The organism is Paraburkholderia sp. SIMBA_027 (assembly GCF_046535315.1).
GTDB classification, from domain to species: domain Bacteria; phylum Pseudomonadota; class Gammaproteobacteria; order Burkholderiales; family Burkholderiaceae; genus Paraburkholderia; species Paraburkholderia tropica.
The window spans coordinates 86,811-106,693 of record NZ_JAWRWY010000014.1 but is presented as its reverse complement, the minus strand read 5'-3'; the positions used below and the strand labels follow the sequence as shown (position 1 = coordinate 106,693).

Genomic DNA, 19,883 nt, shown 5'->3' with positions numbered 1-19,883 from the left:
ACGTGTTGCGAGCTTCGCGGCGCGCACGCCGCGAAGCTTCGAAAAGCGCTCGATTCAGCGCCTCAGTCCCACTGTGCGGCGAGACCTTCGGGGCTCACTTCGCGGCCATTGCGTTCGAGCGCCGCGATCTGCGCCATGTCGTCGTCGCTGAGTTCGAGCGTCTGCGCCAGCAGGTTGCTCGCGAGATTTTCGCGTTTCGTCGACGAAGGAATCACCGAGTAGCCGAGCCGCAGCGCCCAGGCGAGCGCGACCTGGGCGGGCGTCGCGTGACGGCGTTCGGCGATGGCGCGGATCACCGGGTCGCCGAGCACCTTGCCATACGCGAGCGTCATGTACGAGGTCACGTGAATGCCTGCCTGCTGCAAGAAGTCGACGAGCTTGCGGTTTTGCAGGTATGGGCTCAATTCGATCTGATTCGTCGCGATGTTGTCCTTGCCGACCACGGCAATGGCCTGCTTCGTCAGTTCGATATTGAAATTCGACACGCCGATCTGCTTCGTCAGACCTTGCTGCTTTGCTTCGGCGAGGGCGCTCATGAATTCGTCGAGCGAGACGCCGTTGTTCGGCGCGGGCCAGTGGATCAGCGTGAGATCCACGGCGTCTGTGCGCAGTTTGTGGAGGCTGTCCTTGAGGCTTGGGATCAGCTTCTCGCGTGAATAGTGGTCGACCCAGATCTTGGTGGTCAGAAAGAGGTCGTCGCGCGCGACGCCCGAGGCCGCGATGGCTTCGCCGACTTCGGCTTCGTTGCCGTAGATCTGCGCGGTGTCGATGGCGCGATAGCCGAGTTCGAGACCGTTGCGCACCGAGTCGATGACGACCTGGCCTTGCAGGCGGAACGTGCCGAGACCGAATGCGGGAATGTTGCTCATGTTGGACTCCGTAAAGTAATCGATTGAAAAAGCAGCGTGAAATCAGCGCGCGGCGCTTGGCGCGGGCTGGCGATTCTGGGCGATCTGCACGAGCACCAGCGCGAGGCCCGAGACGGCGATCAGCGCACCGACCACCGGCACGGCGGCATAGCTGAAGCCCGCCGAGATCGCCGCGCCGCCGGCCGCCGCGCCCACGGCGTTGCCGAGATTGAAGGCGCCCACGTTGACCGAGGAGGCGAGGCCCGGCGCTTCGGCGGCGGCGCGCATCACGCGCATCTGCAGCGGCGGAACCACGGCGAAGGTGGCGAGGCCCCACACGACCACGGCGAACGCCGCGCCCAGATGCGTTTTTGCGAGCAGCGGGAACGCCAGCATGATCGCGACCAGCAGCGTCAGGAACACGACGAGGCTGCCGTTGAGCGAGCGGTCCGCGAGCTTGCCGCCCGCCGCGTTGCCGATCGAAAAACCCACGCCGACGAGCACGAGCATGGCCGTGACGAAGGTCGGCGAGGCGCCCGTGATCTGTTCGAGCGTCGGCGCGATATAGGTGTAGAGCGTGAACATCGCACCCGCTCCCAGCACGGTGGTCGCCATCGCCGTGAGCACGGCCGGGCGCGTGAGCACCTGCAATTCGCCGCGCAGGTTGGGTGCCTGGCCCGCTGCGCCCTGGGGCAGCGCGACGCGCAGGATCAGCATCGTCAGCACGCCGAGCCCCGCGGTCGCCGCGAACGCCATGCGCCAGCCGATGGTCTGGCCGAGCCAGGTGGCCGCGGGCACGCCGCCGATATTGGCGATCGTCAGGCCCATGAACATGGTGGCGACGGCGCTCGCCTGCTTGTGGCGCGGCACCACGCTCGCGGCGACCAGCGAACCGAGGCCGAAGAACGCGCCGTGATTGAGGCTCGTGACGAGGCGCGCGAGCAGCAGTGTCGTGTAGTCCGAGGCGAACGCCGAGAGCAGGTTGCCGATCGTAAACAGGCTCATCAGCACGATCAGCGCGCTGCGGCGCGACCAGCGCGAGAGCGCGAGCGTCATCAGCGGCGCGCCGACCATCACGCCGATCGCGTAAGTGGTGATCAGCATGCCAGCGCGGGGAATCGACACGTGTACGCCCTCGGCGATCACGCGCAGCAGGCCCATCGGCGAGAACTCGGTGGTGCCGATGCTGAATGCGCCGATGGCGAGCGCCAGCAGTGACAGCCAGGCGTGGCCTTCGCGTGCGGGCGCGGAAGTGAGGGGCGGGGTCATGGCGAAAGGGGCTCCAGCGGTTTTTTGAACAGGACGCAGTGTGCCCGCTTTACTTTTGCAGAAAAAGTCGTCTATAAACGAAAGAGTTTTGATTTCAAATCAAGAATGAAAGTCACACTGGATGAACTGCAAGCCTTCGTGAGCGTGGTCGATACGGGTTCGATCACGGCGGCCGCGCATCAGCTCGGGCTGACGATTTCGGCCACCAGCCGCACGCTGGGGCGTCTGGAAGACAAGCTCAGGACCACGTTGCTGCGGCGCACGACGCGGCGTCTCGAACTGACCGAGGAGGGCAGCGCGTTTCTGCGCGACGCGCGGGCGATCATCGCGTCGGTGGAGGGCGCGGAGGAGCAGATGGCCGCGCGCCGCGAACGGCCTTCGGGCCGCCTGCGCGTGGACGCGGCGACACCGTTCATGCTGCATGTGATCGTGCCGCTCGTGCAGGGCTATCGTGCGCGCTATCCGCAGATCGAGCTGGAGCTGAACAGCAACGAAGGGATCATCGATCTGCTGGAGCGGCGCACGGACGTCGCGATCCGCATCGGCCAGTTGAAGGACTCCACGCTGCACAGCAAGCCGGTCGGGCGCAGCCGCGTGCGCGTGCTCGCGAGTCCCGCGTATCTGAAGACGCACGGCCAGCCGCGCCGCGTGGCGGACCTCGCGAAGCACACGCTGCTGGGTTTCACCGAGCCCGAGGCGCTCAACGTCTGGCCGCTCGCGGGGCCGGATAACGCGCCGTATCGCATCGCGCCGGGCATCCGTTCGTCCAGCGGCGAGACGCTGCGGCAACTCGCGCTGGCGGGCGAAGGCATCGTCTGTCTGTCCGATTTCATGACGGCGCGCGACCGTGGCGAAGGCGCGCTCGTGCAGCTTTTTACAGCGCAGACGCTGGAGGTACTGCAGCCGATCAACGCGGTCTACTACCGCAATACGGCGATTTCAGCGCGCATTGCGTCTTTCGTCGACTATCTGATCGAGGCCGTGCGCGACAGCGAATTCGCGCGGTGAGTGCGGTGCCTGGGCGGCTTCGTCATCGTTGCGCGCTCAACTCGCACCCTCAAGTCGCGCCCCATTTGGCCGACAAGGAGAAAGGCGCCGCCAGCACGCGCGCGCCGCTGCGATCCCCTGCATTTCATAAAGGTTGTACATGACGTTTTCGAGCCGAATCCCGCTACGGCTTTTTCGCCGGGATTTACGCCAGGTTTCAAGCCGGGTTGTGAGGGCGGCGCTGCTCGGCGCCGCGATGGTGTCCCTCAACGCGTGCGGCGGCGGCACGCCGGGCGACGCCGCCACGACCAGCGCCACTGCCAGCACCGCCGTCACCACGAGCCTGAGCGTCACGCCCACCACGCTCGCGCTGGTGGTCGGCAAATCGGCGGCGGCGCAGGCGACCGTGCTGCCCGCGAACAGCACGATTGCGTGGTCGAGCGGCGACACGTCGATTGCCACGGTTTCGTCGGCGGGCGCGGTGAGTTGCGTGGCAGCGGGCTCGGCCACGATCAGCGTGAGCACGACCGACGGTCACACGGCCACGATCGCCGTGACCTGCGCGAAGCCGTTTTCGATCTACGAGTTCCTGAAGCTCAAGCAGTATCAGGACGCGAGCGGCACGCACTCGATGACCGATGCGTGGTTCGAGAGCGAGCGCATCGCGCCGCTCAACCTGATCTATTCGAGCAAGCTCGTGACGTGTCCGCTGTCCAGTTGCACCGACGAATACGACGTCGACAGCACCAAGATCGCGACCGCCGCCGAGGCCGCCGACAGCACCGGCAAGACGCCCGTTTCGCTCGACCTCGAAGTGTGGGACACGAAGCGCTTCTACCCGAGCGTGGCGACGGGCAACGGCCAGACCATCGTCGAGAATCTGAGCGAGGCGTTGCAATTGTTCAAGGCCGACAATCCGGGCGCCGTGGTCGGGCTTTACGGCGAGGTGCCGCAGAACACCTTCGGCTGGAGCAGTTCGACCGAGGCGACGTACAGCGCGCTCAATCCGCAATATGCGAACGTGGCCGCGCTGGTCGATTACTACAGCCCGTCGCTGTACAACTACAACTACGACGGCACCGCGACCGGCGACGCCAACTGGAGTTCGGCCGCGAGCTTCGCCGTGTCCCAGTCGCGCGCGTTCGACACGCTCAACGGCACGTCGAAAAAAGTGCTGCCGTACATCACGCCGGTCTGGACCGACAGCGCGGGCACGGAACATCTGCTTACCTACGACCAGATGACCTTCCGTCTCGACGCGTTGCGCGCGGCGGGCGCGGACGGCTGCATCCTGTGGATTTCGAGCAGTCAGGTCGATCCGTCGACGGGCGCGCTGCTCGTCATCGATACGACGTCGGGCTGGTTCAAGGCCGTGCTGGACTTCGCGCAGACGGCGTCGTGACGCGGCATGGCGCGCGCTTTCGGCGCGGATTTCGACGCTTGAGACGATCGGGCATATTCCTGAGCGCCCCCGGCATTCGCGCCAGACGCCCGCGCGCCTAAAGTCACTCCATCGAACGACGGCATCCGCCGTCTCAAGTCTGGAGTGGATCATGAACGCATGGATCACCAAGCATGAGCCGATGCCCGCGGGCTTTTTCGGCATCGCAGTGGGCGCGCTGGCGCTGGCGGGCGCGTGGCGCGTCGCGGCGAAGCTCTGGGAAGTGCCGGCGGTGGCGGCGCAGGTGCTGACCATTGTCGCGCTCGTGGTGTGGGGCGCGATCATGACGATGTATGCAATCAAGTGGATCGCGCACCGCGAGGCCGCGCGCAAGGAGTGGGCGCACGAAGTGCAGTCGTCGTTCGTTGCGCTCGGCCCGGTGTCGACGATGCTGGCGGCGCAGGCGATCAAGCTCTGGTCGCCCGATCTCGCGCTGGCCCTGTTCGCGGCGGGCGCGCTCGCGCAACTCGGTATCGGCGTGATGCTGCACGGACGGCTCTGGCAGGGCGCGCGCAATGCGGAACTCGTCACGCCGGCGATCTATCTGCCGACCGTCGCGCCGGGCTTCGTGGCCGCGACCACGGCTGCCGCTTTTGGTCTTCCCGAACTCGCGATGTTGTTCTTCGGTGCGGGCGCGCTCTCGTGGCTCGCGATCGAATCGATGCTGCTCAACCGCGCCGCGCATGCCGCACCGACGGCGCCCGCACTGCGCCCGGGCTTCGGCGTGCAACTCGCGCCGCCGGTGGTCGGCGGCGTGGCGTGGATGGCGATTACCGGCACGGCGGCACATACGGGTTTGACGACGGGGCTGACCGGCACGACGGGTTTGATCGCTTACGCGCTGCTCGGCTACGGTCTGTATCAGGCGCTTCTGCTGCTGCGTCTGCTGCCGTGGATCCGTGCGCAAGCCTTCGCGCCGTCGTACTGGGCCTTCAGCTTCGGCACGGCCGCGCTGCCCACGCTGGCGATGCTGATCGCGCAACGCGGCGCACGGCACTGGGAACACGAACTGGCGTTCGTGCTGTTCGCGGCCTCGAACCTGGTGATCGGCCTGCTGTTCTTCAAGACGGCCGCGCTGCTGTGGGACGGCAAGCTGCTGCCGGCGCGCGCGGTGTCCTGATCGAGCGACACGTCATGCAAAAAAGCCTCACATCCGTGAGGCTTTTTTTCGTTAAACGCGCGCTTGTTCAGGCGGACAGCTTCTGCATTTGCGCGTAGAGATCGGCCTTGCCCTCGAAGCCGATGCCTGGCAGATCCGGCATCGTGATGAAACCGTTCTCGACCTTCACGCCGTCGGGGAAGCCACCGAACGGCTGGAACAGATCCGGATACGACTCGTTGCCGCCCAGCCCGAGACCCGCCGCGATATTCAGCGACATCTGATGGCCGCCGTGCGGAATACAGCGGCTGCGCGACCAGCCATGCTGATGCAGCATGTCGAGCGTGCGCAGATATTCGACGAGACCATAGCTCAGCGCGCAATCGAATTGCAGCCAGTCGCGGTCCGCGCGCATGCCGCCGTAGCGGATCAGATTGCGCGCGTCCTGCATCGAGAACAGATTCTCGCCGGTCGCCATCGGCTTGTCGTAGTAGTTGCGCAGCGCGGCCTGCAATTCGAAGTCGAGCGGATCGCCCGCTTCCTCGTACCAGAACAGGTCGTATTGCGAGAGCGCCTTCGCGTACTGGATCGCGGTGTCGAGATCGAAGCGGCCGTTCGCATCGACCGCGAGTTTCTGGCCGTCGCCGAGCACGCTCAGAATCGAGTCGATGCGGCGCAGGTCCTCGTCGAGCGACGCGCCGCCGATCTTCTTCTTCACCACCGTGTAGCCGCGATCGAGATAGCTGCGCATCTCGTCCTTGAGCTTGTCGTGATTCTGGCCGGGATAGTAATAGCCGCCCGCCGCATAGACGAACACCTTGCGGTTCGGCTCGCCGTTGCCGTAGCGGTCGGCGAGCAGTTGAAAGAGCGGCTTGCCCGCGATCTTCGCCACCGCGTCCCACACGGCCATGTCGATCGTGCCGATCGCCACCGAGCGCTCGCCGTGGCCGCCGGGCTTCTCGTTGGTGAACATCGTCGCCCAGATTTTGTGCGGGTCGAGATTGTCGCCCGCGTCGTTGACGAGCGAGGCGGGATCGGCTTCGAGCAGGCGCGGAATGAAGCGCTCGCGCATGAGCTTGCCTTGACCGTAACGGCCATTCGAATTGAAACCGTAGCCGACGACCGGCTTGCCGTCGCGGATCACGTCGGTGATCACGGCGACGAGGCTCAGCGTCATCTTGCTGAAGTCGATATAGGCGTTGCGGATCGGCGAACTGATCGGCAGCGTTTGCTCGCGAATCTCGACGATTCTCATGAGGCGGTCTCCTGGATGGATGCGTGGGCGCGCAATGTGGGTTGAGCGGTTTAAGTAGCGTGGCGCAATGGGAAGTAGCATAGCCGTCGCCGGGCCGCCTATACTTCACCTCAATTCATTTCATTCTTTACCCAAAGTGAGAACTGATTCGACTTCCGACTTCGCGTTCTTCGTGCAGCTGGCGCGGCTCAAGAGTCTCTCGGGCGCGGCGCGCTCGATCGGCATCACGCCGCCGGCGGCGACCAAGCGGCTCGGGATCCTCGAAGAACGCTTCGGCACGCGGCTCGTCAACCGCACCACGCGCAGCGTGAGCCTGACACCGGAAGGCGAGACCTTCGCGCGTTACGCCGCGCAGATTCTCGACCAGGTGCGCGAGATGGAGGACGCGATGGCCGGTTCGCCCGCCGATCCGCACGGACGCCTGCGCATCAACGCGACGCTGGGTTTCGGGCGCACCACGATCGCGCCGCTGGTGTCGGAGTTCGCGCGGCGCTATCCGCGTGTCGATATCCAGTTCGAGGTGACGGACCGGCCCGTCGATCTGGTCGAAGGCGCGTTCGATATGGCGATCCGTTTCGGCGAGTTGCCGGACCAGCGTCTGCGCGCGCGCCGCTTGATGAGCAACCGGCGTTTTCTGTGCGCATCGCCGAAATATCTGGAACGGCATGGCGTGCCGCGGCGCAAGGAAGATCTGGTCGATCACCGCTGCATCATTCACACGCAGAACGACGACGCGTCGGGCGTGTGGCGCTTCATGCAGGCGGATCATCTGGAAGCCTTGAAGGTGAGCGGCGCGCTGTCCAGCAACGATGGCGATATCGTGCTGCGATGGGCGCTCGACGGCCACGGCATTCTGATCCGCTCGGAATGGGATCTCGCGAAATACATCCAGAGCGGGCGGCTCAAACTCGTGCTGCCCGAGGTGGTGCTGCCGTCCGCCGATCTGTACGTCTACTATCCGGGTCAGCGCAACGAGTCGCCGCGCGCGCGGGCCTTCATCGACTTTCTCGTCAAGCATTTCGAAGCGCCGTTCGTGCCCGTGGACGTGAGCCAGCCCGCGCCGCCAGGCAAGACGGTGCGCAAACCGGCGCGTAAAAACGCGGGCAGGGCGAAGCGCTGAATGCACGCGGGGAAGTCGGGCGTGCAGCTTACGCGCGGCTTCCAGTGTTGGCTGACTCGCGCTAACATTCGCGTTTGCGTTGGTTTGTGCGTTTGTGCGTTTGTGCGTTCGTGAACCGCGACGGCCGCTTCGCTGCACGCGATGTGTCCCTGTCGTTGGACTGTGCCGGCGTTCGTGCTGGATTCACCGACGCCGTTCATTGCGAGGCGTCCGCCTCCCGCTCCCCTCATCCATCGTCGGCTGAATGCGATTCGTTCGGCCGGCTGGCGCTTTATGTCTGAAATCGATTCTCCGCTTCGTCAATCCGCCCCCGATACTTCGCGCGATGCATGGCCCGCCGTGGCCTCGCTCGCGCTCGGTTCGTTCGCTTCGGTGACCACCGAGTTTCTGCCGGTCGGCGTCTTGCCGGACGTGGTGAAATCGTTCGGCGTGAGCGCCGGACACGGCGGTCTGATGATGACGCTGCCGGGCCTGTTCGCCGCGCTGGCCGCGCCGGGCGTGCTGCTCGTCGGCAAGCGGATCGACCGGCGCACGCTGTTGCTGGCGCTTTCGGTGCTGCTGCTGGCGTCGGCGCTCACGTCGGCGGTGTCGACGCAATTCGGCTGGATGCTGCTCGGACGCGCAATGGTCGGCGCCAGTCTCGGCGCGTTCTGGTCGATGGCGCTGGCGGTCGCCGGGCGGCTGGTGCGCGCGGATCACGTGCATTACGCAGCGGCGGCAGTGTTCGGCGGCGCGACGACGGCGATGATCGTGGGCGTGCCGTTCGGTACCTTCGTCGCGGATCTGACCTCGTGGCGCGGCGCGTTTCTCGCGGCGGCCGCGCTCTCGGCCATCGCCCTGATCGTGCAGATCGTTGCGCTGCCCGCGCTTGCGGCCACGTCCTCGGCGACGCCCGGCGCGGCGCGCCTGCTGGCCTTCGCGCGCAACCGCATGGCCCAGCGCAGCATGGCCACGATCACGCTGCTGTTCGCCGCGCACTTCGGCACCTACACGTTTCTCGTGCCGCTGCTCAACGAAGCCGGATTCGCGGGTAAGGACGCGACGTGGGTGCTGCTCGCGTACGGCGCGTTCGGTTTCCTCTCGAATGCGCTCGCGAGCCGCTACGTGGCGCGCAGCCTGCGTCACACGCTGCTCGGCGCGACTGTGCTGATGGCCGTCACGCTGCTGGCGCTGCCCGCGGCGACGGGCCTGCGCGGCGCGGTGCTCGCGCTGGTCGCGCTGTGGGGCGTGGCGTGGGGCGCGCTGCCGCTCGCGCTGAACATGTGGCATCGGCAGATTCGCGATATCGAGGACGAGACGGTGTCCGCGATGTTCACGCTCACCACCCAGGTCGGCATCGGCTGCGGCACGGTGCTGGCGGGCTATATCGTCGATGCGCGCGGTCTGGGCGCGAACTACGTCACGGGCGCGGCGGTGGCGGCGCTGGCCGTGCTGGTGATCGTGCTGCTGCCGGTGAAAGGGACGGTTGAAGCGCCGGTGAAAAGGGCTGAATCAGCGTGAGTTGGCGCAATAAAACAGGGCGTCATCCCACCCGAAGGCTTGCCCTCGATGCCCAGGGAAAACCCGCACTTCAAGCGCGCCCGTAAAGGTCGATATCGCAGCTATCCCACTCATTCGACCACGCCGGGGAGCCACCGATGAATCTACGTTTGTTGATTGCCGCGACGCTGTGCGCGGCCACGTGTGCGGGCGCGACGTCGGCGTTCGCGGATAGCGCGACGCCACTGTCCGCGATCTCCGCAGTCTCCGTATCGAGCGACGACGACAGCGCCGCCGTCTTCGCGCCGGTGAAGCTCACCGCGGTGCAGAGCACGGCAGGCAACGCGGATCTCGCCGCGCCATCGGCCTCGGTGGGCGCGGACGTGCTGCGCGGCGCGACCGGCAACGCGGGCGTGAACCTCGTCGCCGGGGCGTTCAATGTGCAGGCCAATCAGATCGCGCTCGTCGGCACGTCGCGCGCGGAAATCGTCTCGCAGCAGACCGTGCAGGGCACCGCGCACATGACGGGCAGCGGCACGGCCGCACTCGGCGCGGGCGCGCTCGCCAACGTCAGCGGCAATATCGGCATCAATATCGCGGCGGGCGCGGGCAACGCGCAGTACAACGGCATGGTCGTGCACTGAGGCACGCCGCGCTACACCACGCTTCAGACCTCCTGCGCCGTCGGCCGGAACAGGATCTCGTTGACGTCGACGTCGTCGGGCTGCTCGATCGCGAAGGCGACCATGCGCGCGAAGCTGTCGGCGGGAATCGCGAACTTCTCGTAGAAGTCGGCGATCCCGGCCGCCACATCGGCTTCGGTCACGCTCTGCGGCAACTCCGATTGCACCGCGCCCGGCGAGATGATCGTCGTGCGGATGTTGTGCGGTTTCACTTCCTGGCGCAGCCCTTCGGAGAGCACGCGCACCGCCGTTTTCGTCGCGCAATACACGGCGTTGTTCTTGCCGACCTTGTGCCCCGCGACCGACGACACGTTGATGATATGACCGCTCTTTTGCCGCGTCATAGGCGGCAGCGCGGCGGCGATGCCGTACAGCACGCCCTTGATGTTCACGTCGATCATGCGATCCCAGTCCGCGATTTTGCCGCGTTCGAGCGGCGAATGCGGCATCAGACCGGCGTTGTTGATCAACACGTCGATACGGCCATGCGTGGCAACTGCGTGATCGACGAGCGCCTGAACCTGGCTCGCATCGGTGACATCGGTTTCGACGGCGGCGTTCTCCGGCAACCCGAGTTCGGCGGCCAGCGCCACGAGGCGATCGACGCGCCGCGCGCCGAGCACGAGCTTCGCGCCGGCGGCGGCGAGACGGCGCACGGCGGCTTCGCCGAGCCCGCTGCTCGCGCCTGTGATGACGATGACTTTTCCTGCGATATTGGCTGACATAGTGTTCCTTTGAACGGGGGGCGGGCGCGGGCGATCCTCAGCCGCGCGCCCGGCCGCTTACTTGCCGACGCGCGCCTGCAAATGCGCCGGATAGCGGTCGCCCTTCACGGCGATGTTCGCGAACGCCGTTTCAATGTCGCGCAGATTTTCAGCGGTCAATTCGATGGCCGCCGCGCCGACGTTTTCTTCCATTCGATGCATCTTGGTCGTGCCCGGAATCGGCGCGATCCACGGCTTTTGCGCGAGCAGCCAGGCGAGCGCGATTTGCGCGGGCGTCGCGTTCAGGTCCGTGGCGATCTGCTTGAGCACATCGACGAGCGCTTGATTGGCGCGGCGGTTTTCCTCCGAAAAACGCGGCACGACGTTCCGGAAATCCGTTTTGTCGAAGCTCGTCGTCGCGTCGATCGCGCCGGTCAGAAAGCCTTTGCCGAGCGGACTGAACGGCACGAAACCAATGCCGAGTTCGTCGAGCAGCGGCAGAATCTCCTGCTCGGGCTCGCGCCACCACAGCGAATATTCGCTTTGCAGCGCCGCGACCGGCTGCACGGCATGGGCACGGCGAATCGACTGCGCGCCCGCTTCCGACATGCCGAAATGCTTGACCTTGCCTTGCGCGATCAGCTCCTTCACCGCGCCCGCGACGTCTTCCATCGGCACGTCCGGATCGACGCGATGCTGATACAGCAGATCGATGCGATCGGTGCGCAGCCGCTTGAGCGCGGCGTCGGTCACGGCGCGGATGTTGTCGGGCTTGCTGTTGACGCCTTTCTGCACGTCGCCGCCTTCGAAGCCGAATTTGGTCGCGATCACCACCTCGTCGCGAACCGGCGCGAGCGCCTCGCCGAGCAATGCCTCGTTCGCGCCTTGCGCGTAGGCTTCGGCGGTGTCGAAGAAGGTTACGCCGCGCTCGAACGCGGCGCGGATCAGCTTGATGGCATCGGCCTTGTCGGTGGCGGGGCCGTAGCCGTAGCTCAGGCCCATGCAGCCCAGACCGATCGCGGACACTTCGAGCCCGCTCTTCCCGAGAACACGTTTTTTCATCGTCGACTCCTTATGCGTTGAGTTGCCGTCGCGACTCCGACAGCGGCACGACGATCAATGTAGCAGCGCGGCGTCTTGCGATTAAGCGCTAGAATCGGGATGAAGTTAGAAGCTGGGCTTATTAATCATGGCGCGTTCCGATCTTGCCGATATCACCGCATTTCTCGCCGTGGCGCGCGAGGGCAGCTTCACGAAAGCGGCCGCGCAACTGGGCGTCTCGCAGTCGGCGCTGAGCCAGACCGTGCGCAATCTGGAGGCGCGTCTGGGCTTGCGGCTGCTTGCGCGCACGACGCGCAACGTCTCGCCGACCGAAGCGGGCGAACGGCTGATCCAGTCGGTCGGTCCGCGGCTGGACGAAGTCGAGGCCGAACTGGCCGCGTTGACGGCGCTGCGCGAGAAACCGGCGGGCATCGTGCGCATCGCGGCGGGCGAGCACGCGGCGGAATCGCTGCTCTGGCCCGCCATCGAAAAGCTGCTGCCTGCGTATCCGGACATCACGATCGAACTTGTGATCGACAACGGGCTGACCGATATCGTCGAGCAGCGGCTCGATGCGGGCGTGCGGCTCGGCGAGCAGGTCGCGCGCGATATGGTCGCCGTGCGCATCGGGCCGGACATCCGGATGGCCGTGGTCGGTACGCCGGCGTATTTCGCGCGCCATCCGAAGCCGAAAACGCCGCAGGATCTGACCGTGCATAACTGCGTGAACATCCGCATGCCGACCGCCGGGAGCCTCTACGCGTGGGAGTTCGAAAGGGCCGGGCGCGCGCTCAAGGTGCGTGTGGAAGGCCGGCTGATCTTCAATACGGCGACGCTGGCGGTGCGCGCCGCGCTTGCGGGCGCGGGACTCGCGTGCGTGCCCGAGGCGCGCGTGCTGGCGCATATCGAGCGCGGCGAACTGCTGCGCGTGCTGAGCGACTGGTGCGCGCCGTTTCCTGGTTTCTATCTGTATTACCCGAGCCGACGGCAGCCGACACCGGCGTTTACGGTTGTCGCCGATGCGTTGCGGGGCGGGGTGTAGGTGAATGGGCTGGCGCGCACTGGCGGTGATCACGACCGAGGATGCACGCGCGCAACACCTCGCCGAAGTGTGCAAAGTGATCTTCGCGCCTTGCAAGCAAGCGTGAATGCGGCGTTCAGGCGCGCTGCGTTTGCTCGGCCAGTCGCGCTTGCAGGAACTCGATAAACCGCTGCGTTTTCGCGGGCAGCAAGCGTGTTTCCGTCATCGCGTAGATCGGCGTGGGTGTGCCGTGCCACTGCGGCATGACGGGCACCAGCGCGCCAATCGCGAGATCGTCGGCGACCACTTCGCGCGGCACCAGCACGATGCCCCGATCGAGCGTGGCGAGGCGGCGAATCATCCCCACGCTGTTGAGCGCATAGCGTCCGCCGACCGGCACCGTGACCGCGCGTTTGCGCTGACCGTCGTGCAGCGTCCATGAAGCAGCCTTCAGGATCGTCAGACATTCGTGCCGTTCGAGATCGGCGGGTTTCTCCGGCACGCCTGAACGTTTCAGATACGCGGGCGACGCAAACAGCGAGGGCGTGAGCGTTGCCAGCAAACGCGCGATCAACTGCGAGTTTTCCGATTCGCCGATACGGATCGCCACGTCGAACGGCTCGCTCACGAGATCGACGCGGCGCGGCGTGAGATCGAGATCGAAACCGATGCCCGGATATCGCTCGCCGAACTCCACGACAAGCGGCGCGAGATAGGTCACGCCGAAATCCACCGGCAGCGAGACGCGCAGCGTGCCGCTGGGCTGTGCGAGCAGCGTGCCGAGCTGGGCGTGCGCGAGCCGCGCCTCGTCGACGATGCGCTTGCAGCGCTCAAAATAGATCTGCCCGGCTTCGGTCAGCTCGATCTTGCGCGTCGTGCGATGCAGCAGCCGCAGCCCGATGTGCTTCTCCAGCGCGCTGATGCGCCGCGAGAGCGTGGAGTTCGGGATGCCCAGTGCGTCGGCGGCGTGGCGAAAGCCCTTGGCCTTTACGACCTCGACGAAGAGGGCCATGTCATTGAGGTAATCGTCCATCTTCATTGCTCCATGAGTGGATCAATGATATCCGATTAGCCGTCTTTATCTTCCTCATGAAGCATCCGATGATGGCGCCATCGCAGGTCCGAACCGTCTGCGTTCAACCCATTCGAGGAGCTGGTCATGAAGCAATTGTTCGATTCCGTCCGCGTCGGCCGTCATGCGCTGCGCAACCGCCTGGTCATGGCGCCGATGACGCGTTCGCGCGCCCAGTTCGACGGCACGCCGGGCGATCTCGCCGCGACTTACTATGCGCAGCGCGCGAGCGTCGGCCTGATCGTCACCGAAGGCACGCAGCCGTGCGCCGACGGCCAGGGCTATCTGACCACGCCGGGCATCTACACCGATGCGCACGTGGCCGGCTGGAAGCGGGTCGTGGACGCGGTGCACGCGAAAGGCGGCCGCCTGTTCATTCAGCTGATGCACGCGGGGCGCATGTCGCATCCGGATAACACGCCGCATCATCGCGCCGGTGTCGCGCCGTCCGCCATCGCGCCGGGCTCCGGCATGTTCACGGCGAAGGGCATGCAGGACATTCCGGTGCCGCGCGCGCTTTCGACCGAGGAAGTCCGCGCCACGGTCGCCGACTTCGCGCATGCGGCGCGCCGTGCGATCGAAGCGGGCGCGGACGGCGTGGAGATTCACGGCGCGAATGCCTATCTCGTGCAGCAGTTTTTCGCGCCGAGCGCGAACGTGCGGACCGATGAATACGGCGGTTCGATCGAGAATCGCGCGCGCTTTGCGATCGAGGTCGCGACGGCCATCGCGAAGGAGATTGGCGCGGACCGCACGGCGATCCGTCTGTCGCCGGGCATGGCGCTGTGGGGCATCGACGAGGGCGAGCAAGGTCCCGCGTTGTACCGCTATCTGGTGACGGCGCTCGACAAACTGGGCCTCGCGTATCTTCACATCGCGCATCAGGGCGATGAGGCGTTGCTCGCCGACATTCGCGCGCGCTGGACCGGCACGCTGATGGTGAACCGCGCGGGGCGTGCGCGGGAGCAGGTGGGCGCCGACGTGGCGTCGGGTGTGGCCGATCTCGAATCGTACGGCGCGATGGTGCTGGCGAATCCGGATTTCGTCGAGCGCATCAAGACCCACGCGCCGATGAACGAGCCGCGCCGCGAAGGTTTCTTTGGCGGGACGGCGCAGTTCTATACCGACTATCCGACGCTTGGCTGAGCGCAGGCGCCAAGGTTAATGAGCAGAACCGTGAGGCCGGGAAGCTGAACGGTTCTGCCGCCGCGAATTCGACGCCGATGAAGGTCGTGCCGGACCAGCCGCTGGTGACTTCCTGTGAAGGCGACGGCTGCATGATGCAGGCGAAATTCGCGCGGCCTTTTGCCTGACTGATATTCTTCAGGCAAAGGCCGTTGCGGATCACACGGTCCGCCGTGCATTCATCCCCCGCAACATCCCTCGCCGCCACATCCCCGCCAACACAGGCACAATACCCCCATGCGCCGCGTGTCGAACCGCTTCGACACCGCACCGCGCCATTTCGCCATTCGAACCGCCACACCCTGATTTGCAAAGACCCGCCGTGACCCAGCGCCATCCTTCCGCCGCCCACTGTTGTGCTTCACCCGGAGGCGTCCACGATGTCCGATCCTGAGTTCCAGGTCCTGCTCGTCGACGATGACGAATCGCTGCGCGACCTCCTGCGCGAATTTTTCCAGCAGCGCAACATCGCGTTCTCGGTGCTGCACGACGCCACCCAGCTCGAACGCCGCCTCGAACGCGAGCGTCCCTCGGTCATCGTGCTCGACGTGATGATGCCGGGCGTCGACGGCCTCACGGCGCTCAAGCAGTTGCGCGCGAGCGGCGACCGTATTCCGGTCATCATGCTCACCGCGCGTGCCGATGGCGCCGACCGCGTGATCGGCCTCGAACTCGGCGCCGACGACTATCTCGGCAAGCCCTTCATGCCGCAGGAACTGCTCGCGCGCCTTCGCGCCGTGCTGCGCCGCCAGGGCGAGCCCGATCGCGGTGCGCCCGAACGCCGCGCGCCATGCCGTTTCGGTCCGTTCGAATTGAATTTCGCCACGCGCACGCTGCTGCGCGACGGCGAGCCGGTCAAGCTCACGGGCAGCGAGTACGCGATGCTCGAAATCTTCGCGCAGCATCCGATGGAAACGCTCTCGCGCGCGAAGCTGCTCGATCTCTTGCACGGGCCGGGCGCGGCCGTGACCGAGCGCGGCATCGACGTGCCGGTGTGGCGTCTGCGCCGTCTGATCGAAGTCGATCCGTCCAACCCGCGCCGCCTGCAAACCATGCGCGGCGTGGGCTATATGTTCGTTCCCGACGATGACGCCGATGAAGCTTCCCTTCCGTCCGCTTGACACGCTGTTCGGCCGCCTTTCGCTGATGATCGTCGGCCTCGTGGTGCTGGTGCATGTGATGGCGCTACTGCTGATCGACAAGGAGCGCGCGAAGATCGACGCGCAGCGCTCGCTCAACAATCTCGTGATAGCGGCGCAGGTGCGCGAGCGCGATCCGGTGCTCGCCGAACACGTCGCGGACACGCTCGGCATTCATTACGTCGGTGTGGCGCATGCGATCGAGGCGGGCTGTCCCGCGCCGTGCACGGATACGAATGGTCCGCTCGAAGAGAGTTTGCGTCCGCGTCTGGGCGAGGGCAGTCACGTCGTGGTCGAGCCGGACACCAGCAGCGTGTGGGTGCGTCAGCGCGACGCGAAATACTGGATCGTGATGCCGGGCTTCATGCCGCCGCTCAGCCGCTTCATGGGTTTTTCGGCGCTTACGCTCGTGTTCGCGATCGTCACGGCGGTGATTTTTGCGTGGCAGGTGCAGCGTCCCGTGCGCGAACTGGCGCGTGCGGCGCGCGAGTATCGCATCGGGCGCGGCGTGCATCGCGTGGCGCAGGCGGGGCCGCACGAAGTGCGCGAACTGGTCAGCGATTTCAACGACATGGTGAGCGAACTCGCCGAAAGCGAGCGCGAGCGCTCGGTCATGCTCGCGGGCATCGCGCACGATCTGCGCACGCCCATCACGCGCATGCAGTTGCGCGCCGATCTGCTCGCCACGCCGAAAGATCGCGCGGCGTTCCTGCGCGAAACGGAATCGATGTCGCGCATCGTCACGCAGTTTCTCGACTTCGCGCGCGAGAACGTCAGCGATTCGGCGTTCGTGAGCGTCGACGCGCATTGCCGCCGCGATTACGGCGCGCACGCGGGCGATTCAGCCGAATCGGGCGCAACGGCAGCAGCGGAAGACGCTGACGACGGCGCACTCGTCAAGCTCGCGCTCCACGCAGGCGACGGCTTCATGCTGCCCGCCGTCGATCTCGACCGCATGCTCTCGAACCTGATCGAAAACGCGCTCACGTATGGCGAGCCGCCGGTCGAAGTGTCGACGAAGCTCGCCGATGGCCGTTACGTGCTGCGCGTGCGCGATCACGGCGCGGGCGTGCCCGAAGCGGATCTGCATCGCGTGCAGCGTCCGTTCGTGCGGCTCGACGCGGCGCGCGGCGGCGATGCGCATTGCGGCCTCGGTCTCGCGATCGTGCGCCGCCTCGTGCGTCATCACGACGGCGCGATGGATGTCGCCAACGATCCGCGCGGCGGCTTCGTCGTCACGATGAGCTTTCCTTATCCGCGCAAGGCGGGTTGATCGGCGCTGCCGATGGACGTCGGCGCGCCACTGACGCGCGCCGGTGTCTCGCGCATCGCCGCCGGTTGATGCACGTGATCGGACACGCTCAACTGCACGCAGCACAACACCGTTTCCACCACGCGCGCGACGAGCACATCGTCGGCGGCGGGCTGGCCGCTCGATAGCTGGCGGCAGAAGAAACCCGTGAGAGCCGAATAGATGAAGCGCGCGGACCCGAGCGCGTCGAGCGGCCCCTCGATCTCGCCGAGATGCGCGGCGTCGTCGAGCACGGCGGCGATGGTGGTTTCGGCGTGCGTGGCCGCGCTTTGCATGCGCGCGGCGAGCGGCGCGTTGCGGCGGACCGATTCGGCGTCCGCGAGCGCGATGCCGTAAAGACGGCGCGCCGAGCGATTGCCGAGCATGCGCTTGAGGCGCGCGCGCAACTCCTGCGCGAGCCAGTCCATCGGCCGCGCCGTCGCCGGCCGCGCGGGCAGATCGAAGGGCGCGAGCGACAGGTCGGGGCGCTCGAACAGCGCCTCGAATATCGCGGCCTTGCTGCGGAAATGCACGTAGATCGCGCCGCGCGTCACGCCCGCCTTGCCGGCGATTTCCTCGAGCGTGGCGGCCGCGAATCCCTTCCTGTAGAAGATCTGCTCCGCGCAATCGAGCAGCGTCTGGCGCTGCGCGAGCGATTGCTCCTTCGTCCTTCTCATATCAATCGGCCCTTCAAATTCCGTGCGTCCCGCACCGTCATGGCATCCGGCCCTCACACCCGATGGCGCGACGATACGGCGCGAGCGCGGGCAGGACATCCGCGCAGGACATCCGGGTAGGACATCAATTCGCGCCGATCTTATCAACGCCCGCGCCGCGTTTGCTTAGTGAATCTTACGGAGCGTTTTTCGCGTAACCCGGCGCGCTTGCAGTTTGCGTAAATTCCGCGTGAAGCAATGGTTAAGGGATTGGTAAGCCAGCCGGGCATGGGCCCGGCGCGCCTCTAGCGAATATGACAAGACACTCAGGAAACTACGCCATCACACCGGGAACGCCGTCACTCCGTACGCTCGCCGCGCAGTGCGCGGTGATTTGCGCCGCCATCGGCCTCGCAGGCTGCTCCGATAAACCGCAACAAGCGGCCTCCGCCACGCCGGAAGTCAACGTGATGCGCGTGCAGACGACTGCCGTGCCCGTGACGGTCGATCTGCCGGGCCGCGTGAGCGCGCATCTCGTCGCCGAAGTGCAGGCGCGCGCCACCGGCATCCTGCTCAAGCGCACCTTCGTCGAAGGCAGCGAGGTGAAGGCCGGCCAGCTGCTCTATCAGATCGATCCGGCGCCCTATGTGGCGACGCTCGACAACGCCAAGGCCGCGCTCGCGAAGGCGCGCGCGACGCTGGTCGCCGCGAAGGCGCAATCCGATCGCTACAAGGTGCTGGTCGCGGCCAACGCGGTCAGCAAGCAGGATTACGACAACGCCGTGGCCGCCACGGACGAAGCGCAAGCCGACGTCGAAGCCGACGCCGCGAGCGTGGAAACCGCGAAGATCAACCTGAGCTACACGACCGTTTATTCGCCGATCACGGGCCGCATCGGCAAGTCGTCGGTGACGCCGGGCGCGTACGTGCAGTCGAGCGGCGCGACCGAACTCGCGACCGTGCAGCAGATGGATCCGGTGTACGTGGACCTGACGCAATCGAGCGTCGACGGTCTGAAGCTGCGCCGCGCCGCCGCCGACGGCAAGATCACGCTGACCGGCCCGCACGCCGCGAAGGTGCAACTGGTGCTCGAAGACGGCCAGCCCTACAAGGGCACGGGCCACCTCGAATTCTCCGACGTGACCGTCGATCAGACGACCGGCTCGGTCACCGTGCGTGCGACTTTCGACAATCCGCACGACGTGCTGCTGCCGGGCATGTACGTGCGCGCGCGCATCGACGAAGGCTTCAACGAGCAGGCCGTGCTGCTGCCCGAAGCGGCTGTGCAGCACGACCAGAAGGGCAACCCGACGGCGCTCGTCGTCAACGCGAAGGACCAGATCGAACTGCGCCAGCTCACCACGGGCGGCGTAACGGATAACAACTGGATCATCGAGAAGGGGCTCAACGTCGGCGATCGCGTGGTCGTGTCGGGCGGCATGAAGGTGCAGCCGGGCCAGACCGTGCACGCCCTCGATCAGGGCGCGACGCCGGTTTCGGCGACGGCTGCCGCCGCCGACGCCGCGGCTTCGGATTCGGCAGCGGCTTCGGCATCCTCGCCCGCAGCGGCGTCCGCTGGCGCAGTGTGAGGTG

18 protein-coding genes are annotated in these 19,883 nt (G+C 66.1%); 11 read left to right on the top strand and 7 right to left on the bottom strand.

What is annotated here, in order from left to right:
- Nucleotides 1-62 precede the first annotated feature (62 nt).
- Nucleotides 63-869: a 2,5-didehydrogluconate reductase DkgB gene (dkgB, locus tag SB764_RS25760; protein WP_074985287.1), complete on the bottom strand. Its 807-nt coding sequence runs from the start codon at nucleotides 867-869 to the stop codon at nucleotides 63-65.
- Between the two features lie 42 nt (nucleotides 870-911).
- Nucleotides 912-2,117 (bottom strand): MFS transporter, encoded by a 1,206-nt coding sequence (locus tag SB764_RS25755; RefSeq protein ID WP_410865452.1) that lies wholly within the window; start codon nucleotides 2,115-2,117, stop codon nucleotides 912-914.
- A gap of 105 nt (nucleotides 2,118-2,222) precedes the next feature.
- Between SB764_RS25755 and SB764_RS25750 the strand changes: the two genes are divergently transcribed.
- The 3 genes from SB764_RS25750 (at nucleotide 2,223) to tehA (ending at nucleotide 5,665) form a co-directional block, all read left to right on the top strand.
- A complete protein-coding gene (locus tag SB764_RS25750) occupies nucleotides 2,223-3,125 on the top strand; it encodes a LysR family transcriptional regulator (RefSeq protein WP_065059704.1) in 903 nt (300 codons plus the stop codon).
- Between the two features lie 235 nt (nucleotides 3,126-3,360).
- Nucleotides 3,361-4,506, top strand: coding sequence for an Ig-like domain-containing protein (locus tag SB764_RS25745; RefSeq protein WP_410865450.1), 1,146 nt, complete (start codon nucleotides 3,361-3,363; stop codon nucleotides 4,504-4,506).
- Between the two features lie 151 nt (nucleotides 4,507-4,657).
- Nucleotides 4,658-5,665: a dicarboxylate transporter/tellurite-resistance protein TehA gene (tehA, locus tag SB764_RS25740; RefSeq protein WP_410865448.1), complete on the top strand. Its 1,008-nt coding sequence runs from the start codon at nucleotides 4,658-4,660 to the stop codon at nucleotides 5,663-5,665.
- A gap of 67 nt (nucleotides 5,666-5,732) precedes the next feature.
- Here tehA and SB764_RS25735 read toward each other — a convergent pair whose 3' ends face one another.
- Nucleotides 5,733-6,899 carry a mandelate racemase/muconate lactonizing enzyme family protein gene (locus SB764_RS25735; RefSeq protein WP_065059701.1) on the bottom strand — a complete coding sequence of 389 codons (1,167 nt, stop codon included), beginning with the start codon at nucleotides 6,897-6,899 and terminating at the stop codon, nucleotides 5,733-5,735.
- Between the two features lie 136 nt (nucleotides 6,900-7,035).
- Between SB764_RS25735 and SB764_RS25730 the strand changes: the two genes are divergently transcribed.
- The 3 genes from SB764_RS25730 to SB764_RS25720 all read left to right on the top strand — a co-directional run bounded on the left by SB764_RS25730 (nucleotide 7,036) and on the right by SB764_RS25720 (nucleotide 10,142).
- Nucleotides 7,036-8,019, top strand: a complete 984-nt coding sequence (locus tag SB764_RS25730) for a LysR family transcriptional regulator (RefSeq protein WP_343666144.1) — start codon at nucleotides 7,036-7,038, stop codon at nucleotides 8,017-8,019.
- A gap of 273 nt (nucleotides 8,020-8,292) precedes the next feature.
- A complete protein-coding gene (locus SB764_RS25725) occupies nucleotides 8,293-9,519 on the top strand; it encodes an MFS transporter (protein WP_065059699.1) in 1,227 nt (408 codons plus the stop codon).
- 137 nt (nucleotides 9,520-9,656) lie between these two features.
- Nucleotides 9,657-10,142 (top strand): hypothetical protein, encoded by a 486-nt coding sequence (locus tag SB764_RS25720; RefSeq protein WP_410865446.1) that lies wholly within the window; start codon nucleotides 9,657-9,659, stop codon nucleotides 10,140-10,142.
- A gap of 23 nt (nucleotides 10,143-10,165) precedes the next feature.
- Here SB764_RS25720 and SB764_RS25715 read toward each other — a convergent pair whose 3' ends face one another.
- Together SB764_RS25715 and SB764_RS25710 are read right to left on the bottom strand one after the other, a co-directional pair.
- The gene (locus SB764_RS25715) at nucleotides 10,166-10,906 is read right to left on the bottom strand and encodes an SDR family oxidoreductase (RefSeq protein ID WP_321901926.1); all 741 of its coding nucleotides are present in this window, start codon (nucleotides 10,904-10,906) and stop codon (nucleotides 10,166-10,168) included.
- A gap of 57 nt (nucleotides 10,907-10,963) precedes the next feature.
- On the bottom strand, nucleotides 10,964-11,947 hold the full coding sequence (locus tag SB764_RS25710) for an aldo/keto reductase (protein ID WP_410865444.1): 984 nt from the start codon (nucleotides 11,945-11,947) through the stop codon (nucleotides 10,964-10,966).
- A gap of 127 nt (nucleotides 11,948-12,074) precedes the next feature.
- On the opposite strand from SB764_RS25710, the gene SB764_RS25705 reads away from it, so the two are divergent.
- Nucleotides 12,075-12,968 (top strand): LysR family transcriptional regulator, encoded by an 894-nt coding sequence (locus tag SB764_RS25705; protein ID WP_343666141.1) that lies wholly within the window; start codon nucleotides 12,075-12,077, stop codon nucleotides 12,966-12,968.
- A gap of 115 nt (nucleotides 12,969-13,083) precedes the next feature.
- Here SB764_RS25705 and SB764_RS25700 read toward each other — a convergent pair whose 3' ends face one another.
- Nucleotides 13,084-13,980, bottom strand: a complete 897-nt coding sequence (locus tag SB764_RS25700) for a LysR family transcriptional regulator (protein WP_065059842.1) — start codon at nucleotides 13,978-13,980, stop codon at nucleotides 13,084-13,086.
- A gap of 126 nt (nucleotides 13,981-14,106) precedes the next feature.
- On the opposite strand from SB764_RS25700, the gene SB764_RS25695 reads away from it, so the two are divergent.
- The 3 genes from SB764_RS25695 (at nucleotide 14,107) to SB764_RS25685 (ending at nucleotide 17,616) form a co-directional block, all read left to right on the top strand.
- Nucleotides 14,107-15,165 (top strand): alkene reductase, encoded by a 1,059-nt coding sequence (locus SB764_RS25695; RefSeq protein ID WP_065059694.1) that lies wholly within the window; start codon nucleotides 14,107-14,109, stop codon nucleotides 15,163-15,165.
- A gap of 419 nt (nucleotides 15,166-15,584) precedes the next feature.
- The gene (locus tag SB764_RS25690) at nucleotides 15,585-16,325 is read left to right on the top strand and encodes a response regulator (RefSeq protein ID WP_176081085.1); all 741 of its coding nucleotides are present in this window, start codon (nucleotides 15,585-15,587) and stop codon (nucleotides 16,323-16,325) included.
- Nucleotides 16,300-17,616 (top strand): ATP-binding protein, encoded by a 1,317-nt coding sequence (locus SB764_RS25685; protein ID WP_183039806.1) that lies wholly within the window; start codon nucleotides 16,300-16,302, stop codon nucleotides 17,614-17,616. The genes SB764_RS25690 and SB764_RS25685 overlap by 26 nt, the downstream gene beginning before the upstream one ends.
- On the opposite strand, the gene SB764_RS25680 is transcribed toward SB764_RS25685, so the two are convergent.
- The gene (locus tag SB764_RS25680; protein WP_410865441.1) at nucleotides 17,595-18,311 is read right to left on the bottom strand and encodes a TetR family transcriptional regulator; all 717 of its coding nucleotides are present in this window, start codon (nucleotides 18,309-18,311) and stop codon (nucleotides 17,595-17,597) included. The two genes, SB764_RS25685 and SB764_RS25680, sit on opposite strands and share 22 nt — an antisense overlap.
- Nucleotides 18,312-18,604: 293 nt before the next feature.
- Here SB764_RS25680 and SB764_RS25675 point away from each other — a divergent pair, with 293 nt between their 5' ends.
- Nucleotides 18,605-19,879, top strand: a complete 1,275-nt coding sequence (locus tag SB764_RS25675) for an efflux RND transporter periplasmic adaptor subunit (protein WP_410865439.1) — start codon at nucleotides 18,605-18,607, stop codon at nucleotides 19,877-19,879.
- The last annotated feature ends 4 nt before the right edge of the window (nucleotides 19,880-19,883 follow it).

Coding starts and splice junctions, on each gene's coding strand:
- dkgB (WP_074985287.1), bottom strand. CDS start 869: ATGAGCAACATTCCCGCATTCGGTCTCGGCACGTTCCGCCTGCAAGGC.
- SB764_RS25755 (WP_410865452.1), bottom strand. CDS start 2,117: ATGACCCCGCCCCTCACTTCCGCGCCCGCACGCGAAGGCCACGCCTGG.
- SB764_RS25750 (WP_065059704.1), top strand. CDS start 2,223: ATGAAAGTCACACTGGATGAACTGCAAGCCTTCGTGAGCGTGGTCGAT.
- SB764_RS25745 (WP_410865450.1), top strand. CDS start 3,361: ATGGTGTCCCTCAACGCGTGCGGCGGCGGCACGCCGGGCGACGCCGCC.
- tehA (WP_410865448.1), top strand. CDS start 4,658: ATGAACGCATGGATCACCAAGCATGAGCCGATGCCCGCGGGCTTTTTC.
- SB764_RS25735 (WP_065059701.1), bottom strand. CDS start 6,899: ATGAGAATCGTCGAGATTCGCGAGCAAACGCTGCCGATCAGTTCGCCG.
- SB764_RS25725 (WP_065059699.1), top strand. CDS start 8,293: ATGTCTGAAATCGATTCTCCGCTTCGTCAATCCGCCCCCGATACTTCG.
- SB764_RS25720 (WP_410865446.1), top strand. CDS start 9,657: ATGAATCTACGTTTGTTGATTGCCGCGACGCTGTGCGCGGCCACGTGT.
- SB764_RS25715 (WP_321901926.1), bottom strand. CDS start 10,906: ATGTCAGCCAATATCGCAGGAAAAGTCATCGTCATCACAGGCGCGAGC.
- SB764_RS25710 (WP_410865444.1), bottom strand. CDS start 11,947: ATGAAAAAACGTGTTCTCGGGAAGAGCGGGCTCGAAGTGTCCGCGATC.
- SB764_RS25705 (WP_343666141.1), top strand. CDS start 12,075: ATGGCGCGTTCCGATCTTGCCGATATCACCGCATTTCTCGCCGTGGCG.
- SB764_RS25700 (WP_065059842.1), bottom strand. CDS start 13,980: ATGGACGATTACCTCAATGACATGGCCCTCTTCGTCGAGGTCGTAAAG.
- SB764_RS25695 (WP_065059694.1), top strand. CDS start 14,107: ATGAAGCAATTGTTCGATTCCGTCCGCGTCGGCCGTCATGCGCTGCGC.
- SB764_RS25690 (WP_176081085.1), top strand. CDS start 15,585: ATGTCCGATCCTGAGTTCCAGGTCCTGCTCGTCGACGATGACGAATCG.
- SB764_RS25685 (WP_183039806.1), top strand. CDS start 16,300: ATGAAGCTTCCCTTCCGTCCGCTTGACACGCTGTTCGGCCGCCTTTCG.
- SB764_RS25680 (WP_410865441.1), bottom strand. CDS start 18,311: ATGAGAAGGACGAAGGAGCAATCGCTCGCGCAGCGCCAGACGCTGCTC.
- SB764_RS25675 (WP_410865439.1), top strand. CDS start 18,605: ATGACAAGACACTCAGGAAACTACGCCATCACACCGGGAACGCCGTCA.